Raw genomic sequence first — 21,242 nt, 5'->3', positions numbered from 1 at the left:
GATGATCCTCCAAGGCACGCATCAACGCTCGATCACGCGCACCGCCGATGGTGCCGGCGCGCGCATTCTTGACCAGCGCGAACTGCCGTGGACCGTGAAATGGGTCGAACTCCGCTCAGCGCGCGATGCCGAGCGGGCAATCCGGGAGATGTGGACGCGCGGCGCGCCACTGATCGGTGCGACCGCAGCCTATGGGCTGGCGATGGCACTGGCGGAGGACGGATCGGACGGCGCGCTTGATGCGGCCTACACGCTGCTGCTCGACTCGCGCCCGACCGCGGTCAATCTGAAATGGGCGCTCGATCAGGTGATGGAGGCCGTACGCCCGCTCCCCGCCACCGACCGTGCCGAAGCCGCGTTCGCGCGCGCCGATGCCATTTGCGACGAGGATGTCGCGCTGAACCAGGCGATCGGCGAACACGGCCTCGCGCTGTTCCGCACGCTTCATGCGAAGCACCCGGATCGTCCGCTCAACATCCTGACGCATTGCAACGCAGGGTGGCTGGCGACGGTCGATTACGGCACCGCCACCGCGCCGATCTATCTGGCGCATGACGCCGGTATTCCAGTGCATGTCTGGGTCGACGAAACCCGCCCACGCAACCAGGGCGCGTTGCTCACCGCGTTCGAACTGGCCGGGCACGGCGTGCCGCACACCGTTATCGCCGACAATGCCGGTGGCCATTTGATGGTGACGGGCCAGGTCGATGCCGTCATCGTCGGCACCGACCGCGTGACGGCCAATGGCGATGTCTGCAACAAGATCGGCACCTATCTGAAGGCGCTCGCCGCAAAGGACACGGGCGTGCCCTTCTATGTCGCTTTGCCTTACACCACCTTCGACGCAAGCACCGCGACGGGGGCGGACATTCCGATCGAGGAGCGCTCGGGCGACGAAGTGACCCATGTCGCAGGGGAAGGCGGGCGCATCCGCGTCACCGCCTCCGGCACCGCGAACCCGGCCTTCGACGTGACGCCCGCGCGGCTGGTGACGGGCTACCTGACCGAGCGGGGGCTACTGAAAACGATTTGACGCGAGCGCATCACGGTCGCCGCGCCATCCGTTCCAGCGCAGCATCCAGCGTCGCGTCCTGCTTGGCGAAGCACAGTCGCACGACGCTCCGTACCGCGTCCTCGGCATAAAAGGCAGACACCGGGATCGTCGCCACTCCCGCCTCCTCCAGCAGCCAGCGCGCGAACAGGACATCGTCCATGTCGACGCCCGAGGCGATCAGGTCGATATTGAGGAAATAGGTCGCCGCACTCGGCAGCACGCTATAACCGAGTCCGGTCAACCCCGCCGCCAGACGATCGCGCGAGCGCTGATAGCCCGCGCGCATGTCCTCGAAATACCCGATATTTTTGCACAGCCCGAACGCCGCCGCCGCCTGCAAATTGGGGGGCGTGGTGAAGGTCAGGAACTGATGCGCCTTGGCCAGCACCGAGGAGATCGCGGGCGCGGCGCACATCCAGCCGACCTTCCACCCCGTCAGCGAGAAGATCTTGCCGGCCGAACCGATCTTGACCGTGCGAGCCCGCATCCCGGGCTGCGCCATCAGCGAGCGGTGGTGCCGCCCGTCGAACACGACATGCTCCCACACTTCATCGCAGATCGCGATCGCATCATGGCTCACACAGAAATCGGCGAGCAACGCGAGTTCATCGGGCGCGATCATCGTACCCGTCGGGTTGAGCGGCGAATTGAGCAGCACCAACCGCGTCCGGTCGCTGGCCACCGCCGCCAACGCATCGGCGGTGATGCGCCATTCAGGCGGCTCGAGCCGAACCAGCTTCGCCACGCCCCCGGCGCGCTGCACTAGCGGCAGATAGGCGTCGTAGAGCGGCTGGAACATCACCACTTCGTCGCCCGGCGACACCAAAGCGAAGATCGCCGCTGCCAGCGCCTCGGTCGCACCAGACGTAACGATTACCTCGCTCGGATCGAGATCGAGCCCCTGATGCACGCGGTAATGGTCCGCCACCGCCTGCCGCAGCGCGGGCGTGCCTGCCATCGGCGGATATTGGTTCGACTCCTCGATCAGCGCGCGCGCCGCTTCGGCGAGCACATCCTCGGGGCCGCGCCCGTCGGGGAAACCCTGGCCAAGATTGATCGCGCCGGTCGCCCGAGCACGCGCCGACATCGCTTCGAAAATGGTGGTGCCGAGCGCGGTGTAAACCGAGTTCATCGCTTGCTTCCTTCCGGCAAGAAGGTTGGTGGACAGGGCTGGATTCGAACCAGCGTACGCTTGCACGGGCAGATTTACAGTCTGCTGCCTTTAACCACTCGGCCACCTGTCCCCAGGCGCGCATCCTTTGGGAAAGGATGGTCGCTTCAAAAAAAGCGAGGCGTGCCAATGCCGACCACATGCGCCCCTGTCAACGGCTAAGGTCAACCACATTGCGACAAGAGCGACCTTGCACGCGCCTCGCGCCGCGCATACCCACGCGGACACAGTCATTTTTCGTTGGGGGTTTCATCATGCGTCGTGTCTTGCTTCTTGCCACCTGCGCAGCGCTCGTCACCGCGCCCGCGCTCGGCCAGTCGGTTGATCGCACGCAAACCACGCGAATCATCGACGAGGGCATTGCCCATAGCGAAGTGATGCTGACCGCAGAACATCTCGCCGACGTGATCGGCCCGCGCATGACCAATTCCCCCGCGATGCGCACGGCGGAGACCTGGACCCAGGCGAAGTTCACCGAATGGGGGCTGAAGAACGTCCACAAGGAAGGCTTCGATTTCGGTCGCGGCTGGTCCATCGTCAGTTCCAGCGTGAAGATGCTGACCCCGCGCCCGATCCAGCTCACCGCGATCCCCATTGCGTGGACGCCCGGCACCAACGGGCCGATTGCGGCACCGGTCATCGTCGCGCCGATTTCACGCGTGCGCGATTTCGACAAGTGGCGCGGCAAGCTGTCGGGCAAGATCGTCATGGTCACGCTGCCCAACACTGGCTCCGAACCGGGCGAGGCTCCCTTCCAGCGCTATACCGGCGAAGAACTTGGCAAGCTCGACCAATATCAACAGCCCACCTACAATCCCGAAGCCGCCGACCGCCGCCTGAAGCGCCTCGATTTTGCGAAGAAGCTCGATGCCTTCCTGAAGAGCGAGGGGGCGGTCGCAATGGCGACGATGGCGTATCGCGACGGCAAACTCGTCAGCGGCGAGGGCTACACCTTCGGGGTCGGCGATACGCCGTCGCTGCCCGCAGTTCAGATCGCAGCGGAGGATTATCGCCGCCTTGCCCGCCTCGCCAAGATCGGCCCTGCACCGACAGTGGAGATCAACAGCGACGTGCGCTTCGACGATAGCGACACGCGCGCCTATAACGTCATCGCCGAAATCCCCGGTTCCGATCCCAAGGCCGGTTATGTGATGGCCGGTGCCCATCTCGATTCGTGGGTCGCGGGCGATGGTGCTGCCGACAATGGTGCCGGCTCGGCAATGGTGATGGAAGCCGCGCGGATCATCGCCAAAACCGGCATCCGCCCCAAGCGCACGATCCGCTTCGCCTTGTGGGCGGGCGAGGAGCAGGGCTTGCTCGGCTCGCTTTCTTATGTCGAAAGCCACCTCGCCACGCGTGGCAACCCGAGCGACCCGAAACAGACCGGGCTTGCGCTGTACATGGGCTGGTCCAACCGTTGGCCGATCACGCCAAAGCCCGGCTGGGGCGAGCTGGCCGCGTATTTCAACCTCGACAATGGCTCGGGCAAGGTGCGCGGCATCTATGCCGAGAACAATCCGGCGGTGGTGCCGATCTTCCGCGAGTGGCTCGCCCCGTTCGGCCCGATGGGGGCGAAGGACGTGGTGATCCGCACCACCGGCGGCACCGACCATGTCTTCATGCAGGCGGTCGGCGCGCCCGGCTTCCAGTTCATCCAGGATCCGCTCGACTATGACAGCCGCGTCCACCATTCCAGCATCGACACCTTCGACCATTTGAAGGGCAATGACATGCGCCAGGCCTCGACCATTCTCGCGTCGTTCCTGGTCAATGCCGCCAATGCCGAAAAGGCCCTGCCCCGCCCGCCCTTGCCGACCAAACCGGCGGTGACCGAGCCTTTCGCTTATTCCGACGAGGATGAATAAACCCGTGTCTGTACCGCTTGCCTTTGACCTTATGCTTACTGCGCGCGCGCTGCGCGCTTCGATCGTGGAGACCAACTGATGGCTCGCCGTGGACATCGCCCGTCACAGGCCCCTGCCGGTCGCCCCCGTTTTTGGGGACGCCACGCCGTCACCGCAGCACTCGCCAACCCCGAACGGGTAGTGCGCAAGCTCTGGGTGACGCGTGAGGCCGCCGCCAGCCTCGACATCCCGCCGGTGATCCCGATCGTCTATGCCGATGTTGCCGATCTCGCACGGCTGGTGCCGGGCGATGCCCCGCATCAGGGGCTGGTGGCTGAGGTCGATCCGCTGGAGGATATGTGGCTCGGCGATTTGCTGCAGCAGGGCGAAGGCGACCAGCGCCCGTTGCTGGTGCTCGACCAGGTGACCGACCCGCACAATGTCGGCGCGATCATGCGCTCGGCCGCCGCGTTCGATGCGCTCGGCATTGTCACGCCCGACCGGCATGCGCCACCCGAATCGGGCACGATCGCGCGGGCGGCCTCGGGTGCGCTCGAAATCGTGCCATGGGTGCGTGTGGTCAACCTCGCGCGCGCGCTCGAGGAGATCGCTGAAGCCGGTTTCTGGCGCGTCGGGCTGACCGGCGAGGCTACGCAGACCTTAACCCAGGCAATGGGCACGCAGCGCGTCGCGCTGGTGCTGGGTGCCGAGGGCGAAGGGATGCGGCAGAATACGGCATCGCATTGCGACGAGCTTGCGCGTTTGCCGATCTCCCATAAGGTTGAAAGCCTGAACGTGTCGAACGCAGCGGCCATCGCGCTGTACGCGGTGGCGTCACGCTGAACGGGAGGTTCGACATGACGGCACGTCTCGCGCGGCGGCTGACGCTAAAGCTGCTGGGCGTGCTGCTCTTGCCATTTGCCTTGGCCAGCTGCGTGCTGACCCCCGGCACGTTCGTGTCGAGCTTGCGGATCGACGCCGACCGGCACTTCACCTTCACCTATGTCGGGGAGGTGATCGCGGTCGATTTGGGCGGCGAGTTCGCCAAGGGTATGAAGGATGGCGGCGACGGCGATGCCAAGGGGACCGACCCCGCCGCCACCGACGATGAAGAACCCACGCTCCAGAAAATCGCCAAGCAGAAACCGGTCCCGAAGGACACCAAGCCCGCCGAAACCGACGGCAAGGCCGCAACCGACGCCAAGAACCGCGCGATCGCCGCGACGCTCGCCAAGGAAATTGGCTATCGCAAGGTGAGCTATCTCGGCGATGGCAAGTTCAGCATCGACTATGCCATTTCCGGCACGCTCGATCGCGGCTTCCTGTGGCCGTACAATCTGGACGCGGAGGTGCTGTTTCCGTTCATCGCGCTGGAAGTGCGGGCGAACAATACGGTGCGGATCAAGGCACCGGGCTATGCCAATCAGAGCGACGCCAGCAAGGGGCTGGCAGGCGGCATGACCGACAAGGGGCCGACAAGCCAGCTCGACGGCACCTTCACGCTCGATACCGATGCCGAGATCGTCAGCCAGAATCAGGAAGATGGTGCGGTGACGACGGGCACGCGCAAGACCGTGACGTGGAAGGCGACACCGACCACCAAGGATGCACCAACGGCGGTGTTACGCTTCAAATAGGGTACGGGCGGCGACCGCGCCGCCCGCTTGCCGCCTCAATCCTCGGCGGCGATGCGGACCTTCAGCCCGTCCAGCGCATCGGTCAGTTCGATCTGGCACGACAGGCGCGAGGTCGCGTCGCGGTCGGCCGAGGAATCGAGCAGATCGTTCTCGTCTTCGCTCATCTTGGGCAGTTTGGCCGCAAAGTCCGGGTCGACATGAACGTGGCAGGTCGCGCATGAACAGCACCCGCCGCACAGCGCCAGAATTTCATCGATCCCCGCGTCGCGGATGACTTCCATCACCGAAAGGCCGGCATCGCCTTCGATCTCCCGTTCTTCCCCTTCGCGGGTCACGACGATAAGCTTGGGCATGAACGATCCTTTGCGATAGCCACTGTCTCCACCGCCATGCCGCCAGAAGCGGCCCCGATCAAGGTATCACCGCATGGGCCTCAGCGCCGACCAGTTGAAAACCGCGCTGGACGCGCTGGCGGAACGGGAACCAGCCTTTGCCGCCGCACTCGCCCGCGTCGGGTATCCCGCGCCGCGCCTGCGCGAGCGGGGCTATGCCACGCTGCTGCGCACCATCATCGGGCAACAGGTCAGCACCAAGGCCGCGCAGAGCGTCTGGAACAAGCTCGAAGGGCTGGTCGGGTCGCTCGACGACCCGGCCAATATCACTGGCGCAACCGACGAGACGCTGCGCGAGGCGGGCCTGTCGCGCCAGAAAGCGGGTTATGCGCGCAGCCTCGCGGCGTTGGTGGCGAGCGGCGAACTCGATCTGCACCATCTGCCTGCGGATGACGAGGAAGCCATCGCCAAGCTGGTCGCGGTCAAGGGCATCGGGCGCTGGTCCGCCGAAATCTATCTGCTGTTCGCAGAAGGCCGGACCGACATCTGGCCGGCGGGCGACCTGGCGGTGCAAATTGAAATTGGCCGTATCCTCGGCCACGAGGCGCGCCCAAGCGAGAAGCTGGTGCGTGACCTGGCCGAGCCGTGGCGTCCGCACCGTGGGGCCGCCGCGATCTTCGCCTGGCATCATTATCAAAGCGACATGACGGTCGTCTGAGCCATGGCAAAAGCAGACCGCCTCGCCCGGCTCGACGACCGTCGCGCCGAAATCGAAACCGAATATCGCACGCTGCTGCTCGCCGCGCTGCAGCGGACGGCGGCGGGCCAGTGGGGCTTGTTCGGCCACACCAAAGACCGGGCTCACGCCGCCAAGGCGGCCCCGACGGTGCTGGAACTGACCGAATTGGGCGAAACCGCCGATCAACTGCGCGAACAATTATCGATGCCGCCCTTTGCGCTCCACGCGGATTTTGTTGCATCGCGCGGCCCCGTATCGGCACACGCCGTCGGCGAACCAAAGCAAGCGCAAGCGTGGCTGGCACGGCTGGAATCACAGGAAGGGAAACCCGCATGAGCGGAAAGTGGAAACTGGGCGTCATCGGCGGATCGGGCCTGTACGCGATCGATGCCTTGCACAATCCGCGCTGGCACCGCGTCGATACGCCATGGGGGCAGCCGTCGGACGAATTGCTGTTCGGGTCGATCGGCGACGTCGAACTCGTCTTTCTGCCGCGCCACGGACGCGGGCATCGCATCAGCCCGTCGGAGCTCAACTTCCGCGCCAATATCGACGCGCTGAAGCGCAGCGGCTGCACCGACATAGTCGCCATTTCGTCGATCGGGTCGCTGCGCGAAGAATTGCCGCCGGGGCATTTCGTGGTGGTCGATCAGTTTATCGATCGCACCGTCGCGCGTTCATCGAGCTTCTTCGGCACCGGCATGGTCGCGCACGTGTCGATGGCCGAACCGGTCTGCCCGCGCCTGTCGGGCTATGCGGCGGTGGCGGTCGCAGCAGCGGGCGGCGCAGTGACCAAGGGTGCCACCTATCTGGCGATGGAAGGCCCGCAATTCTCCAGCCGCGCGGAAAGCCTCCTCTACCGCCAATGGGGTGCCGACGTGATCGGCATGACCGCAATGCCCGAGGCCAAGCTCGCCCGCGAAGCGGAGATGCCCTATGCGCTGATCGGAATGGTCACCGACTATGATTGCTGGCGCGAGGAAGCCGCGTTCGTCGAAGTGGCCGAAGTCATCAAGCAAATGGGCTCAAACGGCGAAATCGCACGCAAGGCGTTGGCGGCTTTGGTCGCAGCCCTGCCAAGCGAGCGCACGCCCTCCCCGCTCGACACCGTGCTCGACCACGCGCTGATCACCGCCCCCGCGTCGCGCGATCCGGGCGTACTGGCGATGCTGGATGCGGTGGCCGGGCGCGTGCTGGGCAAATAACCCTGCTATCTTCGTGGCTTTGTGTCTTCGTGCGAGCCTTTTCTCACACAAAGCCATGAAGAAGGGACAAAGGCGGCTACGCCGGGGCCGCTCAGCGTGCGAGCGCGACGATCCGCTCGGCTTCGCTCAGGTGCAACCGCTCGACCATCTCGCCCTGGACGCGGATCGCGCCTTTGTCGGCGTTTTCCGGCTGCGCAAAGGCCGCGATCACCGCCTCCGCCCATGCAACGCGCTCGGCCGACGGCGCGAAGGCGCGGTTGGTGAGCGCGATTTGCGCCGGGTGGATCAGCGTCTTGCCATCGAAACCGAACGCCGCCCCCTGCGCGCATTCCGCCGCCAGTTCGGGCGTTTCGGCCAGCACATTCGACACCCCGTCGAGCGCGATCAGGCCATGCGCGCGGGCCGCCGTCACGATGGCGGTCAGATGCGGCAGCAGCGGCAGGCGGTCGGCACCCGGTGTGCAGCGCATGTCCTTGGCCAGATCGTTAGTACCCGCGATCAGACAGCCCAGCCCACGCGTCGCGGCGATCGCAGGCAATGCGAGCATCGCCGCGCACGTCTCGATCATCGCCCACAGCGGAACCTCGCCGAGCAGTGCGCGCGCTGCCGACAGATCATCGGGGTGCGACACCTTGGGCAGGACGATCGCGTCGAACCCGGCGTCACGCGCAGCCTCGCAATCGGCGATGCCCCATTCGCTATCGAATGCGTTGATCCGCAGCGCCAACGTCCGCGTGCCAAACCCGCCATCCGCCGCCGCTTGCATCGCCTGAATACGGGCGCTCGCTTTGGCCTCGGGCGCGACGGCGTCCTCCAGATCGAGAATCACGGCATCGCAGGCCAGGCCCCGCGCCTTCTCGATCGCGCGCGCGTTCGACGCCGGCATGAACAGGGCACTGCGAAGCGTGCGCATTATTGGGCCGCGGCCTCCCGCCGGGTTGGCGCAGGCGCGTCTTCCCAGCCACCGCCCAGCGCCTTGAACAGGCTGATCTGCGCATCGGCGACCGCCGCATCCGATTGTGCCAGAGCGGCACGCGCATCGGCCCGGTCGCGCTCGGCCTCGATCAGCAGCAGGAAACTGTCCGCCCCATAATTGAACCGCACTTGCGACAGCTTCGCCGCCGAAGTGCTTGCCGCTTCGGCACGGCGCAAAGCGGCGTTGCGCTCCAGCGCCCCGGCATAGCGCGCGAGCGCTTGCTCCACTTCGCTCAGCGCGCCGAGCACCTTGCCATCGAATGTCGCAAGGCTGGCATCGGCTCCGGCGCGCGCCTCCCGGATCCTTGCGCGCGCAACGGTCTGGTTGGGGAAGCTCCACGAAATAAGCGGCCCGAACGAATAATTGGCCGCGCTGCTCTTGAACAACTGGCTGCCGCGCGTGGCGTTGAGGCCAATGCTGCCCAGCAACGAGATCTTGGGATAGAGATCAGCCACGGCCACCCCGACCCGCGCCGTATCCGCCGCGAGCGTACGCTCGGCGGCTCGCAGATCGGGGCGGCGCGCGATCAACGCCGCTCCATCACCGACGGGCACCACGGTGTGCATCGTCGGCGGAGCCTTGCACGCATCAGCGGCGGCATCGACTTGCGCGGGCGGCAGACCGGTCAACACCGCCAGCGCATAAAGCGACGCGCGGCGTTCGGCCTCAAAGCCCGGAATGCTCGCCTGCGTCTGCGCGAGCAGGACGTCGGCGCGCTCCACATCGCGCCGCGTGCCGCGCCCTGCGGCGAACAGCGTGTTGGTCAGCCCCAGCGTGCGCTGTTGCAGCGCCACCGTCTCGACCGCGACCGCGCGTTGCTCGGCATTGCTGCAGGCGCTGGCATAGGCCCGCGCGGTTTCGGCGGCGACCGACACGCGCGCCGCATCCAGCTGCGCCTGTGCCGCCTGCGCATCGCCGCGCGCTGCCTCGATCGCCCGCGTCACGCCGCCAAACAGGTCGACCTCGTACGACGCATCGAAGCCCAGCTTGAAGCTATCGAAGCGAAAGGTCTGCGGCGCGGCGGCAGCGCCGCCAAAGGCTGCGGCGCTCGCGCTATTGGCCTGTTGGCGGCTATATTGCGCACTCGGGCTGGTGGTCGGTAGCCGCGCGCCCGTCTGTTCGGACAAAACCGCGCGCGCGCGCTCCAGATTGGCGGCGGCGACGCGGATATCGGTATTGTGTGCCAGCGCCTCGGTTACCAGCCGGTCGACCGATGGATCGTCATAGAGCCGCCACCAATGCTCGGGCAGCGGTGTTGCTGCGACTGCCGCACCGGCGCGCGCTTCGACGAAGCCACCGCCGCTGGCGGCAACGGGCGTGGTCGGGCGACTGTAATTGGGGCCGACGACGCAGGCCGACAATGCCAGCGCGGGCAGCGTCAGCCCGAGGATACGCACCATGCGGGTCATGCTGGATTACCCTCTACATGGTCGCCCGCCGTCGCCACACGCGGCTTGCGGCGGAGCTTGCTGGCAACCCAATCGCCCCCCTTGCGGCTGATGACGTAGAAGCTCGGCGTGAACAGCAGGCCAAAGGTCGTCACGCCAATCATCCCGAAGAACACCGCCACGCCCAGTGCCTTACGCATTTCCGAACCAGGTCCCGAACTGATCACCAGCGGTAACACGCCGAGGATGAAGGCAATCGAGGTCATCACGATCGGGCGCAAGCGCTGCTCGGCGGCGTGTTCGGCCGCCGCGTGCAATTCCATCCCTTGATCTTCGTTCGCGCGGGCAAACTCGACGATCAGGATCGCGTTCTTCGCCGCAAGCCCGATCAGCACGACCAAGCCGATCTGCGTCAGGATGTTATTGTCCATCCCCATGATGTTCACCCCCACGATCGCCGCCAACAGGCACATCGGGACGATCAGGATGACGGCGAAGGGCAGCACCAGGCTTTCATAATTGGCCGCCAACAGCAGGAATACGAACAACACCGCCAAACCGAACACCAGCGAGCCGGTATTGCCCGCCTGCGTTTGCTGGAAGGCGATTTCGGTCCATTCGTAGCTCATGCCCTTGGGCAGGATCTGATCGGCCAGCCGTGCCATCGTCTGCAAGCTCTGCCCCGAGGAATAACCGGGCACCGTGTCGCCCTGCAGTTCGGCCGAGGGATAGAGGTTGTAGCGTACCACGCGGTACGGGCCGCTATCGTTGCGGAGCGTCATCACCGCGTCGAGCGGCACCATGTTTCCGGCTGCCGATCGGGTGCGCAGGTGCCCGACATCCGAAATCTGGTCGCGATACGGCGCGTCGGCCTGCGCGGTCACCCGGTAGGTGCGCCCCAGATAGTTGAAGTCGTTGATGTACGCCGAACCGAGATAGGTGCCGAGCGTCGAAAACACGTTCGAAACCGGCACGCCCATCTGCTCGGCCCGCTCGCGATCGATATCGGCGAACAGGCGTGGAGTGCGGGTGTTGAAGGTAGTGAAGGCTGAGGTAATGCCCGGCGTCTGATTGGCCTTCATCATCATTGCGAATGCGGCCCCCTCCAACGCCTTGTAACCGAGGTTGGAGCGATCCTCGATCAGCATTTTCCAGCCGCCGCCCGTGCCGATGCCGGCGACGGGCGGTGGCGGGATGACCAACAGCAAACCGCCCGAAAGCGGTGCGAAGGCTTGCCGCATCTGGTTGGCGATAAGGGTTGCATCGGCGCGATCCGCGCGGGGCTTCAGGGTGATGAACATCGCGCCGCCATTCGAGGCGGTCGAGAAGGTGGCACCGTCGAGGCCGGAAAAGGCGACCGTGTCGCGCGTTGCCGGGTTCTTGCGCGCGATATCGCTCGCGCGCTGGATCAATTCGGTCGTCCTTTGCAGCGACGATCCCGGCGGCAATTGCGCCGCGACGATCAAATACCCCTGATCCTGCGCCGGAATGAAGCCAGTCGCGGTCGCGGTAAAACGCCATCCGGCGAGACAGATCAGGATAACATAAGCGATTCCGACGATCGCGAGACTGCGAACAGCGCGCGCGGTGAACTTGCCGAAGTTCCGACCGAGCCAATCGAAGCCGCGATTGAATCCACGGGCAAAGCGCGTGCCCCACCCCCGCCAACCCGGCTTAGGCTCCTCGTCATGCTTTGGCTTGAGCACCATCGCCGCGAGGGCGGGCGACAGCGTCAACGACACAAACGCCGAGATTGCCGTCGCCGACACGATCGTCAACGCAAACTGCTGATAGAATTGCCCCGATATGCCGGGAATGAAGCTGGTCGGAATGAACACGCCGCACAGCACCAGCGCGATCGCGATCAACGCGCCGGACACCTCGTCCATCGTCTTGTGCGCTGCCTCGCGAGGAGAAATTCCCTCCTCTTCCATCAAGCGTTCGATATTCTCGACCACCACGATCGCATCGTCGACCACGATGCCGATCGCCAGCACCATCCCGAACAGCGACAGGTTGTTGAGGCTGAACCCGAAACCGCCAAGCACCGCCAAGCTGCCGATCAACGACACCGGGATCGCCACGATCGGGATGATCGCCGCGCGCCAGCTTTGCAGGAACAGCAAAACCACCAGCGCCACCAGCACCAGCGCCTCGACCAGCGTATGCTCGACCGCCTCGATCGACGCCTGAATATATTCCGTCGGATTATACGGGATCGAATAGCTCAGGCCGGGCGGAAAGCTTTTCGCGGCGCGAGCGACTTCCGCCTTCACCGCTTCGGCCGTGCTCAGCGCGTTCGATCCAGGCAATTGCGTGATGCCGAGCGCGGTCATGTGCTTGCCGTTGAGGGCCGCGTTGATCGTATAATCCTGCGCGCCCAGCTCGATCCGCGCGACATCGCGCAGCCGCGTCAGCCGACCCTCGGTGTCGCGTTTTATGATGATTTCGCCGAACTGATCGGGCGTGGTCAGCCGCCCCGTCGCCTGGATGCCAAGCTGGAAGGCCGTGCCGCCCTGGTTGAACGGCGGTGCACCGACCGCACCGGCCGCGACCTGTACGTTCTGCGCGCTGACCGCCGCGACGATTTCATCGACCGTCAGATTGCGCGCGGCGGCGCGATCGGGATCGATCCACAGCCGCATATTGTAATCGCGACCGCCGAAGCTGCGCACGCCACCGACACCGGGAATCCGCGAGATCCGGTCGATGATTTGCGTGGTCGCATAGTTCGACACGTAGGATTCGTTCAACGATCCGTCGGGGGAGGTCAGCGCGATGACCAACAGGATATCGGGCGAATTCTTGCGCACCGTCACGCCAATTTGGCGGACTTCGGTCGGCAGGCGCGGCTCGGCGGTGGAGACGCGGTTCTGCACCAACACCTGCGCCTGATCGACATCGGTCCCCTGCTTGAAGGTCACCGTAATCGCGAGCGATCCGTCCCCAGTGGCCGATGAGGACATGTAGATCATGTTCTCGACGCCGTTGATCGATTCCTCGAGCGGCGCGGCGACGGTTTCGGCAAGCGTCTCCGCATTCGCGCCGGGGAAGGTCGCGCTGACCACCACGGTTGGCGGCGCGATCTGCGGATATTGCGCGACCGGCAAGGACGGATACACGATCACGCCGAACACGACGATCAGGATCGACAGCACCGCCGCGAAGATCGGTCGATCTATGAAGAAGTGGGGAAATTTCACGGGCGCGGGGCCTTAATTGGCGGTTGCGTCAGAAGCGGGCGGTGCGGTTTCCTGGGTAGATTGCGGTGCAGTATCTGCCGCTTTGGGCTGCATCTTCACCAGATTTTGCTTCACCGTCATGCCCGGCTGCAACGTCGTAATGCCATCGATCACGACATGTTCGGTGGGTGCCAGGCCGGATTTGACGACGCGCAACCCCTCCACCTGCGGGCCGGTTTCAACCGGACGCGCGACGACCTTGCCATCCTGGCCGACGACATAAACCAGCTTCCGGGTCTGGTCGGTAAGAATGGCCTCATCAGGCACCAGCATCGCTTTGTAATGGCCCGAGCCCAGCAACCGTGCGCGACCGAACAACCCCGGCGTCAAAAAGCCGTCGGGATTGGCGATGACGGCATGCGCGCGGATGGTGCCCGAATTGGGGTCGACCGCATTGTCGACGAACTCCATCCGGCCATGCCAGCGATACCCCTTCTCGTCGCCGAGCTGAACCTCGACCGGGTTGGGGGTGTTGCGGGAAGACCCTCGCTCGCCCGCTTTGGCCTGGCGCAGATATTTCAGATAGAAGCTCTCCGCGCCTTCGAAGGAAAACCAGATCGGGTCGGTGGAGACGACGCGGGTCAGCACGGTCGTCGCGGCCGTCGCATAATTGCCCTTGCTCACGCGGCGATCGGAAACGACCCCGGTGATCGGCGAACGGACCGTCGTGAAGCCAAGATTAAGCTCAGCCGTCGTTACATTGGCGCGGCCAGCACCCAAGTCGGCCTGCGCGGTGCGCACCGCCGCCAGCTTGGTCTCATATTCTTCCTTGCTGATCGCCTCGGCCGCCAGCAGCTTGTCCGCGCGTGCCAACTCGGACTGGGCATTGGTCAGCGCCGCCTGTGCCTTGGCAACCTGCGCGCGCGCCTGTGCCAACGCAGCCGCATAAGGACGCGGATCGATCGTAAACAGCGCCTCCCCGGCGCGCACGTGCTGGCCGTTGGAGAAAAAGATCCGATCGATGGTGCCGGATACGCGCGGGAGCAGCTGGACGTCCTGAATCGCCTCAAACCGCCCGACATATTCGTCCCAGTCGACCACCTCGCGTTGCAACGGCAGCGCCACGCTGACTTGCGGCGTGGGCGGCGGCGGCGGGGCCTTTGTGGAACATGCAGACAAGGCCAGAATAGCGCTCGCGAAGGCGATCAAGCCCATACGGCCAGGCATCATTGTCATCGGCGCTTTGATCCCTACGAGCATCATGGTCTGAATGCACCCCCGCCACGCAGCCCGCTTCTCCGGCAGGCCTGCTCGTAATCGTGTGTAGAAATGAGAACGACGGCGCGGCAATGCAATAGAGCATCCGTAAAATACCGGATTGATTTGGCTATATGCCTGATAAAGGTCACTATTATTACAAGCGCCTGCCGCGCGAGCGCCAGTGCCAAAGGCGTGTACCGTCAGCGGCCCTTGCCGCGCCCGGAGCCGGGCGGGCGATTGGACCAGAGATTTGAAGCATCGCGCGCCAGACGGTGATTGTGGTCGCGGATAATGCCCGATAGCCTCCCGCCCATGAGCACCGTCCGATCCGCCCGCGTGCTGTTCGCCGCGACCGCTTTTCTCGTCACCGCTGCGGCACCTGCGCCGAGCGACCAGGCGCACTGGCAGGAGCAAGCCGCGCGCGTCACGATCACCCGAGACACATGGGGCATCGCCCATGTCGTCGGCCAAAGCGACGCCGATGCCGTGTTTGGCGCAATCTATGCCCAAGCCGAGGACGATTTCAGCCGGATCGAAGCCAATTACCTGACCGTGCTTGGCCGCACCGCCGAAACCGAAGGCGAAGGGGCAATCTGGGCCGATCTACGCCAGCGGCTCTATGTCGATCCGGTCGATCTGCAGGCGCAATACCGCGCCAGCCCGGACTGGCTGCAACGGCTGATGACCGCCTGGGCCGATGGGCTGAACTATTATCTGGCGACGCACCCGCAGGTGCACCCCAAGGTGCTGACGCACTTCGAACCGTGGATGGCGCTGTCCTTCACCGAAGGCAGCATCAGCGGCGATATCGAACGCATTTCGCTGGCGGAACTCGCCGCTTTCTATGGCGGACAGAAGATCGCCGTGGCGGTGGAAGATGTCGGCCCGGTGCCGCGCGAGCCGCGCGGATCGAACGGCATCGCCATCGCTCCCAAAAACACCGTGGACGGCCACGCGCTGCTGCTGATCAATCCGCACACCAGCTTCTATTTCCGGTCCGAATTGCAAATGACCAGCGGTGAGGGGCTGAACGCTTATGGTGCCTCCACCTGGGGGCAGTTCTTCATCTATCAGGGCTTTAACGAGCAAGCCGGGTGGATGCACACCTCATCCGGGGTCGACAATGTCGATGAATTTGCTGAACAAACCGCACTGACCCGGTACGGGCGGTTCTACGTCTATGGCAAGGACGTCCGCCCCTATCGCACCAATCCGATCACCCTTGCCTATCGCTTGCCCGACGGGACGCTCGCATCGCGCAGCTTCACCACGTATGCCTCACACCACGGCCCGATCGTCGCCGAACGCGGCGGCAAATGGATTGCCGAGGCGTTGATGTGGAAGCCGGTCGCCGCGCTCGAACAAAGCTGGCTGCGCACCAAGGCGCACGATCTCGCCAGCTATAGGAAGGTTGCCGAGCGCCAGGCCAACTCGTCGAACGACACGCTGTTCGCCGACGCCAAGGGCGAAATCGCCTATCTTCACCCGCAATTCGTGCCCGTGCGCGACGACCGCTTCGACTATACCAAAGCGGTCGACGGGGGCGACCCGGCGACCGACTGGAAAGGCCTGCACACGGTCGCGTCGCTCCCCAATGTGATCAATCCCGGCACCGGCTGGGTGCGCAACACCAATGACTGGCCGTGGAGCGCCGCTGGGCCGGACAGCCCCAAAGCGAAGGACTATCCGCGCTATATGGATCAATTCGGCCCGAACCAGCGCGGCGTCCATGCCGACCTGCTACTCACCGGGCATCGCGACTTTACACCGCAGCGCCTGATCGCGGCGGCGTATGACAGCTACTTGCCGGCCTTTGCCGAACTGATTCCGCCACTCGTAAAGGCGTATGACACGCTGCCGAGCAAAGACCCGCGCCGCGCCAAACTCGCCGAGCCGATCGCGACACTGAAGGCATGGGACTATCGCTGGGGCGCGAACTCGGTGGCGACGACGCTTGGCGTGCTATGGGCTGGCCAGATGTGGCGCGACGTCGGCAGCTTCATCCAATCCGAACAAATCAACGTGCCTGCAGCGATCGCCACGCAAGTCTCGGCCGAACGCAAGCTCGCCGCTTTGGGCGAGGCGGTAGATCGATTGAACCGCGACTTTGGCGACTGGCGGGTCGGTTGGGGGAAGATCAATCGATTCCAGCGGCTCGACGATGCCATCGCCCCACATTTTGACGATGCCAGGCCCAGCATCCCCGTACCGTTCACCTCGGCGCAATGGGGGAGCCTCGCTTCATTCGGTGCCAAGCCCTATCCCAATACCAGGAAGCTCTACGGATCAAGCGGCAACAGCTTTGTCGCAGTGGTCGAATTCGGTCCAAAGCTGCGTGCCTGGGCGGTGACTGCAGGCGGAGAGAGCGGCGATCCGGCCTCACCGCACTTCAACGATCAGGCCGCGCGCTATGCAACGGGTGCGCTGCGCCCGGTCTATTTCTACCCCGACGATCTGGCGAACCATATCGAGCAACGCTACCGCCCCGGCAACGTCCCACTGTCGACGCGGCCGCAATAGGCGCGCGACACGCGCTATTGTAGCGGACACCACGTTACCAGGCGATCGATACCCCCAGCCGAACATTGCGCGGGCGCAGCGGCGTCGTTTGCTGCCGCGTTGCCAGAATGGTCGGGTTGCCAAGGGCGAAGCGATTGGCCGTCGCATTGGCGAGATTGTCGCCAGTCAACGACACATCGAGATTGCGCCAATGCCACCCGATCTGCGCGTCAAGCACCCCATATTTACCCTGGCTGACGTCCAGGAAGTCGCCCGTTCCCAGTAGCGACCGCCCGACATAGCGGCCCGACACGCCGGCACTGAAGGTCGACGATCGGCCTCGCGTCCAGCGGTAGGTCAGCCCCCCATTGCCGGCAAAGGCGGGGGTCTCCGGCAATCTGCGATTGGCGCGCACGGACAATTGCGCAAGCGGCCCGTCGACGACATTGTAGGTGTAAAGAAACGCAAAGTTGGCGTGCAGCCCACGCACGATCGCCCAATCGCCGGCAGCCTCCAAACCGACAATGTCCGCATTGCCGACATTGGCGGTATAAGGCTGGCCCCGCGTATTGTATAAGTCGGCCTGAATGTTGCGCCAGCGCGCATAGGACACGGCAGTGGTAAGTTCCAATCCGGTCGGACCGGTGCGTTGCTTGCGGATCCCGACCTCGCCGACAAGAATCGAGTCCGAGCGGAAATCCAGAACGCGTCCAACACCCGTCGCGACGGCAAGCCCCCCCGTGCGATACCCCGATTGCAGTCGCGCGAATACGGCGGTGCGCTTATCGATCAGCCACGACAGCCCCAGCGTCGGATCGACGCGTCGGGTGGCGCGCCCCTTGATGAAGCTGTTGTTGCGCGGGCGCACGGAGGGCTCGCCATCGGTTCGAGCGGCCGTAAAGCGGGTACCGGCGGTGAGCGTCAGGCGCGAGGACACCGGCCAACTCGCCTCGCCAAAAGCCGAGAGGCTGTCGGTCATGTTGGTGACGCCGATGATATCGAGCGGCTGGTCAGGCGGCCCGAGCGCCCGCGCCTGGATATCGCGATCATGCAGGAACGCGACGCCGACCAACCAGCCGATATGATCCGGCACCGCGCGCGACAGTCGCGCCTCCTGCACGAACAAGACATTCGACTGTTCGTTGGTGTAGATCGTCGGCCCCTTGCTGCCGATCGCGCGGGTGGCATCGAAGGTGTCCGACGTCTGCAACTCGACATAGCCCGTCGCCGAAATCAGATCGAGCCCGTTGTCCCAATGTTTGCGCACCACGCCACGCAGCAGTTTGATCTCGCTGCTATAGGGCTGAGCCAGCGAGCGCCGTGCGAGCGGGCCGACCGTCTGCTCGGCATATTGCGCATCTGCGGCGTCGATTCGCTGCGTTAGCGCACCCAGTTCGACGCCCCATCCGCCACCCGGATCGACCGCAAGCGTCGCGCGTCCGCCAACCGTGTCGGTGCGGTTGATATTCGAAAGTTTTCTCGTCTGGTCTGCGATAAACCCGCCATCGCGGTCCCGATAGCCGACCACGCGCAGGCCCACGCGGTCCTCGATCAACGGTAAGTTGGCCATACCGGCAACATCGAAACCGCCGCCACCGCCCTCGGTCGCGGTCGCACCGCTGCTCAGCGAAGCCGAGGCCACCCGCAAATCAACCGGATTGGGCGTCAACCGTATGATCCCGCCGATCGCCCCCGATCCGTACAAGGTCCCCTGTGGCCCCTCCAGCACCTCGACGCCTTTCATATCGTAAAGGTTGAGGCTGGGCTCCGGCCCGGAATATCCTAGAGGCACCTCGTCGAAATAGATGCTCGCGGTGGATTGCGTGGCACCGTTGAAGCTGCTGTCGGCAACCCCTCGAATGAAAATCTTGTTGCGACCGACGCCGAGCTCGGTGTTCTGCAAGACCGGCGTACCCCGCGCGACCTCGTCCATATCGATGGGACGCCCCGCCAATGCACCCGGAGAAAACCCGCCGACCATGAGCACGCTGCCGGGGAACCGAAGCAAGGTAGATTTCTGCTTGCCCGCGGTAACGATGATGTCGTCGCCTGACGCCGGTTCCGGAATCCGCCGCGCCAACAGGCGCGGATGAAGGACCAGTCGCGGAGCCCGTACGATGCGGTAGCTGCGGCCATCGACCGCCACCGCACGATAGCCTGTGCCATCCAGCAGCCGCCGCAAGGCTTCGCGTGGCGGCATCTGGCCGGTCACGCCCCGGGTCCGAACCCGCGCCAGGCCCGGCTCGGTGCTAATGATGTCGAAGCCGATTTGGCGCGCCAGCGCCGTCAATGCCTGGTCGAGCGGTTCAGCGGGGACCGCAACGCGCGGCGAATCGGCGGCCGCTGCAACCGGTATGCTGGCGAAAAACACAAAGGCGACGATGCGACGTCCCAGCCGTTTTGTTTTTCTGTTCAGGCACAGCAAATTACGGCTATTTCGGCGAGATGGTCCATCGCTCGCCATCGTGATGCCACTCAGCCCCAACCAGCGCGGCAATGTGCGGAACATCCCGCGCCGCTTCACCCGTGAAGCGGACCATGCCGGTAAAGGGCTGCTGCGACAAGCTCGGCTCAATCGAAAGGATGACTCCGTCGATCCGTCTGACCGAAGTGATGACACGCCCGAACGGTTCCCCGCCAAAGGCAACCACCCCATTTCGCCAGCTGCCGACCTTGGCGGCGTCGATCTTCATCACCGTCACGCTGCCAAGATCCTCCCGCGCCGAGACCGCAGCGCCCGAGCGCAGCGTCACCGCTTGCTGGCGCGGCTGGAACAAAACCGACCCTTCAGCGACCTGCACATCAAACCGCGCGCCATCGCGTTCGACATTGAAGACGGTTCCCAGATCCTGGACCGTCATCGTGCCGGATCGCACCGTAAACGGATCGCGCGGATCATGGCGGACATGGAAAGTCGCCTCGCCCGCCTGGAGCGTGGCAACTCTGGGATTGTTGCGGTCCAGCACCAACCGGCTCGCGCCGTTCAGCTCAATCCGCGTGCCGTCGCTCAGCGCGATATCCTGCCGCTGACCTGGCTTGGTTTCAACAGCATAGGCAGCGCTCCCGCTGCCTGAACCGATCGGTGCCACCATCAGCGTAACACTGGCTGCGGCCGCAACCGCTGCCCCTCCGCCAACCCACGCCCAAAGGCGTCGAGTCGGTGCCCGCACCACGACTGGCGCTACCACCATGGGTTGCGCGGGAAAAAGATCGGCGCGTTCGGACAACATCGCCATGTCGAGCGCAACCGTGTCAAAAGCCTGCGCATGCGCCGGATCTTCCTCCAACCAGGCGACGAAAGCGCGCCAGTCAGCCTCGCCCATATCGCCCTGGCGCAAATGCCAGTCGATGGCGCGGTCGACGATAGTCGCGTCTTCAACGGCCACGATGAGAGTCCCCTTCATCGGATAGACGATACACATCGCCCGATTCCGCCTCGCCCGCCAGTTTATATGCGTGAATTTCTTTAACAGCCCGTCTCAACAGCTTTTCGACACCGCTAACCGTCATGCCAAGCCGCTCGGCGATCTGCTTTTGGGGCAGGTTTTCGACGCGATACAGGCGCAAGGCCTGGCTCATCCGCTCAGGCATCGCGGCGAGCGCGGCTTCGAGTCGCGCAAGCCGCTCGCGCGCCAACAGGGTATGCTCGATCGAGGGATGCTCCTCGGCCGCCGGCTGCACCTCCAGCCATGCGGTGTCCCGCGCCCCCGCCCGCGCCGATGCGATCCGCCGATCCGCCGCCAGATTCGTAGCCATGCGATACAGATAGGCGGCAGGCTGGGCGACGGGCGGCGCGCCGTGCTGGTCGAGCTTGAGCCAAATATCCTGCAGCGCATCCTCTGCATCGGCGGGATTGCCGAGACGTGCCGCGAGCAAGCGCAACAACATCGGCCGTTCCGCCAGGAACACCGCCTTGAGACCGGCCTCGGTCATCGATGAAGAAGCAGCCACGGCA

17 protein-coding genes and 1 tRNA gene are annotated in these 21,242 nt (G+C 64.7%); 8 read left to right on the top strand and 10 right to left on the bottom strand.

All coding sequences use genetic code 11. The annotated features are described in order from the left end of the window. The first annotated feature begins 1 nt into the window (after window position 1). Window positions 2-1,033, top strand: a complete 1,032-nt coding sequence (mtnA, locus tag ACP7BL_RS03125; RefSeq protein ID WP_426257594.1) for an S-methyl-5-thioribose-1-phosphate isomerase — start codon at window positions 2-4, stop codon at window positions 1,031-1,033. Window positions 1,034-1,043: 10 nt separating this feature from the next. On the opposite strand, the gene ACP7BL_RS03120 is transcribed toward mtnA, so the two are convergent. Both ACP7BL_RS03120 and ACP7BL_RS03115 read right to left on the bottom strand, forming a co-directional pair. Next, the gene (locus tag ACP7BL_RS03120) at window positions 1,044-2,186 is read right to left on the bottom strand and encodes an aminotransferase (protein ID WP_033965660.1); all 1,143 of its coding nucleotides are present in this window, start codon (window positions 2,184-2,186) and stop codon (window positions 1,044-1,046) included. A gap of 26 nt (window positions 2,187-2,212) precedes the next feature. Further along, window positions 2,213-2,298, bottom strand: a tRNA-Tyr gene (locus ACP7BL_RS03115). Between the two features lie 181 nt (window positions 2,299-2,479). Here ACP7BL_RS03115 and ACP7BL_RS03110 point away from each other — a divergent pair. From ACP7BL_RS03110 to ACP7BL_RS03100, 3 genes are all read left to right on the top strand, one after another. Next, entirely contained in the window at window positions 2,480-4,090 is a 1,611-nt protein-coding gene (locus tag ACP7BL_RS03110; protein ID WP_033965661.1) for a M20/M25/M40 family metallo-hydrolase, read from the top strand. A 78-nt stretch (window positions 4,091-4,168) separates the two neighbouring features. Continuing rightward, window positions 4,169-4,912, top strand: a complete 744-nt coding sequence (rlmB, locus tag ACP7BL_RS03105) for a 23S rRNA (guanosine(2251)-2'-O)-methyltransferase RlmB (RefSeq protein WP_033965662.1) — start codon at window positions 4,169-4,171, stop codon at window positions 4,910-4,912. A 14-nt stretch (window positions 4,913-4,926) separates the two neighbouring features. Next, entirely contained in the window at window positions 4,927-5,706 is a 780-nt protein-coding gene (locus ACP7BL_RS03100) for a hypothetical protein (RefSeq protein ID WP_260591555.1), read from the top strand. A gap of 35 nt (window positions 5,707-5,741) precedes the next feature. On the opposite strand, the gene ACP7BL_RS03095 is transcribed toward ACP7BL_RS03100, so the two are convergent. After that, a complete protein-coding gene (locus ACP7BL_RS03095) occupies window positions 5,742-6,059 on the bottom strand; it encodes a 2Fe-2S iron-sulfur cluster-binding protein (protein WP_126847794.1) in 318 nt (105 codons plus the stop codon). A gap of 73 nt (window positions 6,060-6,132) precedes the next feature. Between ACP7BL_RS03095 and ACP7BL_RS03090 the strand changes: the two genes are divergently transcribed. The 3 genes from ACP7BL_RS03090 to ACP7BL_RS03080 are packed head-to-tail and all read left to right on the top strand — an operon-like array spanning window position 6,133 to window position 7,982. Further along, window positions 6,133-6,756 carry a DNA-3-methyladenine glycosylase family protein gene (locus ACP7BL_RS03090; protein ID WP_126847792.1) on the top strand — a complete coding sequence of 208 codons (624 nt, stop codon included), beginning with the start codon at window positions 6,133-6,135 and terminating at the stop codon, window positions 6,754-6,756. Window positions 6,757-6,759: 3 nt separating this feature from the next. Beyond that, a complete protein-coding gene (locus ACP7BL_RS03085; protein WP_033965665.1) occupies window positions 6,760-7,113 on the top strand; it encodes a hypothetical protein in 354 nt (117 codons plus the stop codon). Continuing rightward, window positions 7,110-7,982, top strand: coding sequence for an S-methyl-5'-thioadenosine phosphorylase (locus ACP7BL_RS03080; protein WP_426257593.1), 873 nt, complete (start codon window positions 7,110-7,112; stop codon window positions 7,980-7,982). The genes ACP7BL_RS03085 and ACP7BL_RS03080 overlap by 4 nt, the downstream gene beginning before the upstream one ends. Before the next feature lie 91 nt (window positions 7,983-8,073). Here ACP7BL_RS03080 and ACP7BL_RS03075 read toward each other — a convergent pair whose 3' ends face one another. The 4 genes from ACP7BL_RS03075 to ACP7BL_RS03060 are packed head-to-tail and all read right to left on the bottom strand — an operon-like array spanning window position 8,074 to window position 14,764. Next, window positions 8,074-8,895, bottom strand: coding sequence for an HpcH/HpaI aldolase/citrate lyase family protein (locus tag ACP7BL_RS03075; RefSeq protein ID WP_126847788.1), 822 nt, complete (start codon window positions 8,893-8,895; stop codon window positions 8,074-8,076). Next, window positions 8,895-10,358 carry an efflux transporter outer membrane subunit gene (locus tag ACP7BL_RS03070; protein WP_426257639.1) on the bottom strand — a complete coding sequence of 488 codons (1,464 nt, stop codon included), beginning with the start codon at window positions 10,356-10,358 and terminating at the stop codon, window positions 8,895-8,897. Before ACP7BL_RS03070 ends, ACP7BL_RS03075 begins: the two co-directional genes overlap by 1 nt. A 5-nt stretch (window positions 10,359-10,363) precedes the next feature. Continuing rightward, the gene (locus ACP7BL_RS03065; RefSeq protein WP_426257592.1) at window positions 10,364-13,549 is read right to left on the bottom strand and encodes an efflux RND transporter permease subunit; all 3,186 of its coding nucleotides are present in this window, start codon (window positions 13,547-13,549) and stop codon (window positions 10,364-10,366) included. Between the two features lie 12 nt (window positions 13,550-13,561). Further along, window positions 13,562-14,764 (bottom strand): efflux RND transporter periplasmic adaptor subunit, encoded by a 1,203-nt coding sequence (locus ACP7BL_RS03060; protein ID WP_426257591.1) that lies wholly within the window; start codon window positions 14,762-14,764, stop codon window positions 13,562-13,564. Window positions 14,765-15,100: 336 nt separating this feature from the next. On the opposite strand from ACP7BL_RS03060, the gene ACP7BL_RS03055 reads away from it, so the two are divergent. Next, on the top strand, window positions 15,101-17,308 hold the full coding sequence (locus ACP7BL_RS03055; RefSeq protein WP_426257590.1) for a penicillin acylase family protein: 2,208 nt from the start codon (window positions 15,101-15,103) through the stop codon (window positions 17,306-17,308). 34 nt (window positions 17,309-17,342) lie between these two features. Here ACP7BL_RS03055 and ACP7BL_RS03050 read toward each other — a convergent pair whose 3' ends face one another. The 3 genes from ACP7BL_RS03050 to ACP7BL_RS03040 are packed head-to-tail and all read right to left on the bottom strand — an operon-like array spanning window position 17,343 to window position 21,220. Continuing rightward, entirely contained in the window at window positions 17,343-19,751 is a 2,409-nt protein-coding gene (locus ACP7BL_RS03050) for a TonB-dependent receptor domain-containing protein (protein ID WP_405053304.1), read from the bottom strand. After that, a complete protein-coding gene (locus ACP7BL_RS03045) occupies window positions 19,720-20,673 on the bottom strand; it encodes a FecR family protein (protein WP_426257589.1) in 954 nt (317 codons plus the stop codon). The genes ACP7BL_RS03050 and ACP7BL_RS03045 overlap by 32 nt, the downstream gene beginning before the upstream one ends. Then, window positions 20,663-21,220 carry an RNA polymerase sigma factor gene (locus tag ACP7BL_RS03040; protein WP_033965017.1) on the bottom strand — a complete coding sequence of 186 codons (558 nt, stop codon included), beginning with the start codon at window positions 21,218-21,220 and terminating at the stop codon, window positions 20,663-20,665. The genes ACP7BL_RS03045 and ACP7BL_RS03040 overlap by 11 nt, the downstream gene beginning before the upstream one ends. Window positions 21,221-21,242: the final 22 nt, after the last annotated feature.

This window comes from Sphingomonas sp. DC1600-2 (assembly GCF_049897605.1).
In the GTDB taxonomy this organism is placed as follows: Bacteria; Pseudomonadota; Alphaproteobacteria; order Sphingomonadales; family Sphingomonadaceae; genus Sphingomonas.
This window is presented reverse-complemented; position numbering and strand designations above follow the sequence as displayed.

Excerpts from the sequence above, each read along its gene's own strand:
- mtnA (WP_426257594.1), top strand. The coding sequence starts at position 2 with ATGATCCTCCAAGGCACGCATCAACGCTCGATCACGCGCACCGCCGAT.
- ACP7BL_RS03120 (WP_033965660.1), bottom strand. The coding sequence starts at position 2,186 with ATGAACTCGGTTTACACCGCGCTCGGCACCACCATTTTCGAAGCGATG.
- ACP7BL_RS03110 (WP_033965661.1), top strand. The coding sequence starts at position 2,480 with ATGCGTCGTGTCTTGCTTCTTGCCACCTGCGCAGCGCTCGTCACCGCG.
- rlmB (WP_033965662.1), top strand. The coding sequence starts at position 4,169 with ATGGCTCGCCGTGGACATCGCCCGTCACAGGCCCCTGCCGGTCGCCCC.
- ACP7BL_RS03100 (WP_260591555.1), top strand. The coding sequence starts at position 4,927 with ATGACGGCACGTCTCGCGCGGCGGCTGACGCTAAAGCTGCTGGGCGTG.
- ACP7BL_RS03095 (WP_126847794.1), bottom strand. The coding sequence starts at position 6,059 with ATGCCCAAGCTTATCGTCGTGACCCGCGAAGGGGAAGAACGGGAGATC.
- ACP7BL_RS03090 (WP_126847792.1), top strand. The coding sequence starts at position 6,133 with ATGGGCCTCAGCGCCGACCAGTTGAAAACCGCGCTGGACGCGCTGGCG.
- ACP7BL_RS03085 (WP_033965665.1), top strand. The coding sequence starts at position 6,760 with ATGGCAAAAGCAGACCGCCTCGCCCGGCTCGACGACCGTCGCGCCGAA.
- ACP7BL_RS03080 (WP_426257593.1), top strand. The coding sequence starts at position 7,110 with ATGAGCGGAAAGTGGAAACTGGGCGTCATCGGCGGATCGGGCCTGTAC.
- ACP7BL_RS03075 (WP_126847788.1), bottom strand. The coding sequence starts at position 8,895 with ATGCGCACGCTTCGCAGTGCCCTGTTCATGCCGGCGTCGAACGCGCGC.
- ACP7BL_RS03070 (WP_426257639.1), bottom strand. The coding sequence starts at position 10,358 with ATGGTGCGTATCCTCGGGCTGACGCTGCCCGCGCTGGCATTGTCGGCC.
- ACP7BL_RS03060 (WP_426257591.1), bottom strand. The coding sequence starts at position 14,764 with ATGACAATGATGCCTGGCCGTATGGGCTTGATCGCCTTCGCGAGCGCT.
- ACP7BL_RS03055 (WP_426257590.1), top strand. The coding sequence starts at position 15,101 with ATGAGCACCGTCCGATCCGCCCGCGTGCTGTTCGCCGCGACCGCTTTT.
- ACP7BL_RS03050 (WP_405053304.1), bottom strand. The coding sequence starts at position 19,751 with ATGGCGAGCGATGGACCATCTCGCCGAAATAGCCGTAATTTGCTGTGC.
- ACP7BL_RS03040 (WP_033965017.1), bottom strand. The coding sequence starts at position 21,220 with ATGACCGAGGCCGGTCTCAAGGCGGTGTTCCTGGCGGAACGGCCGATG.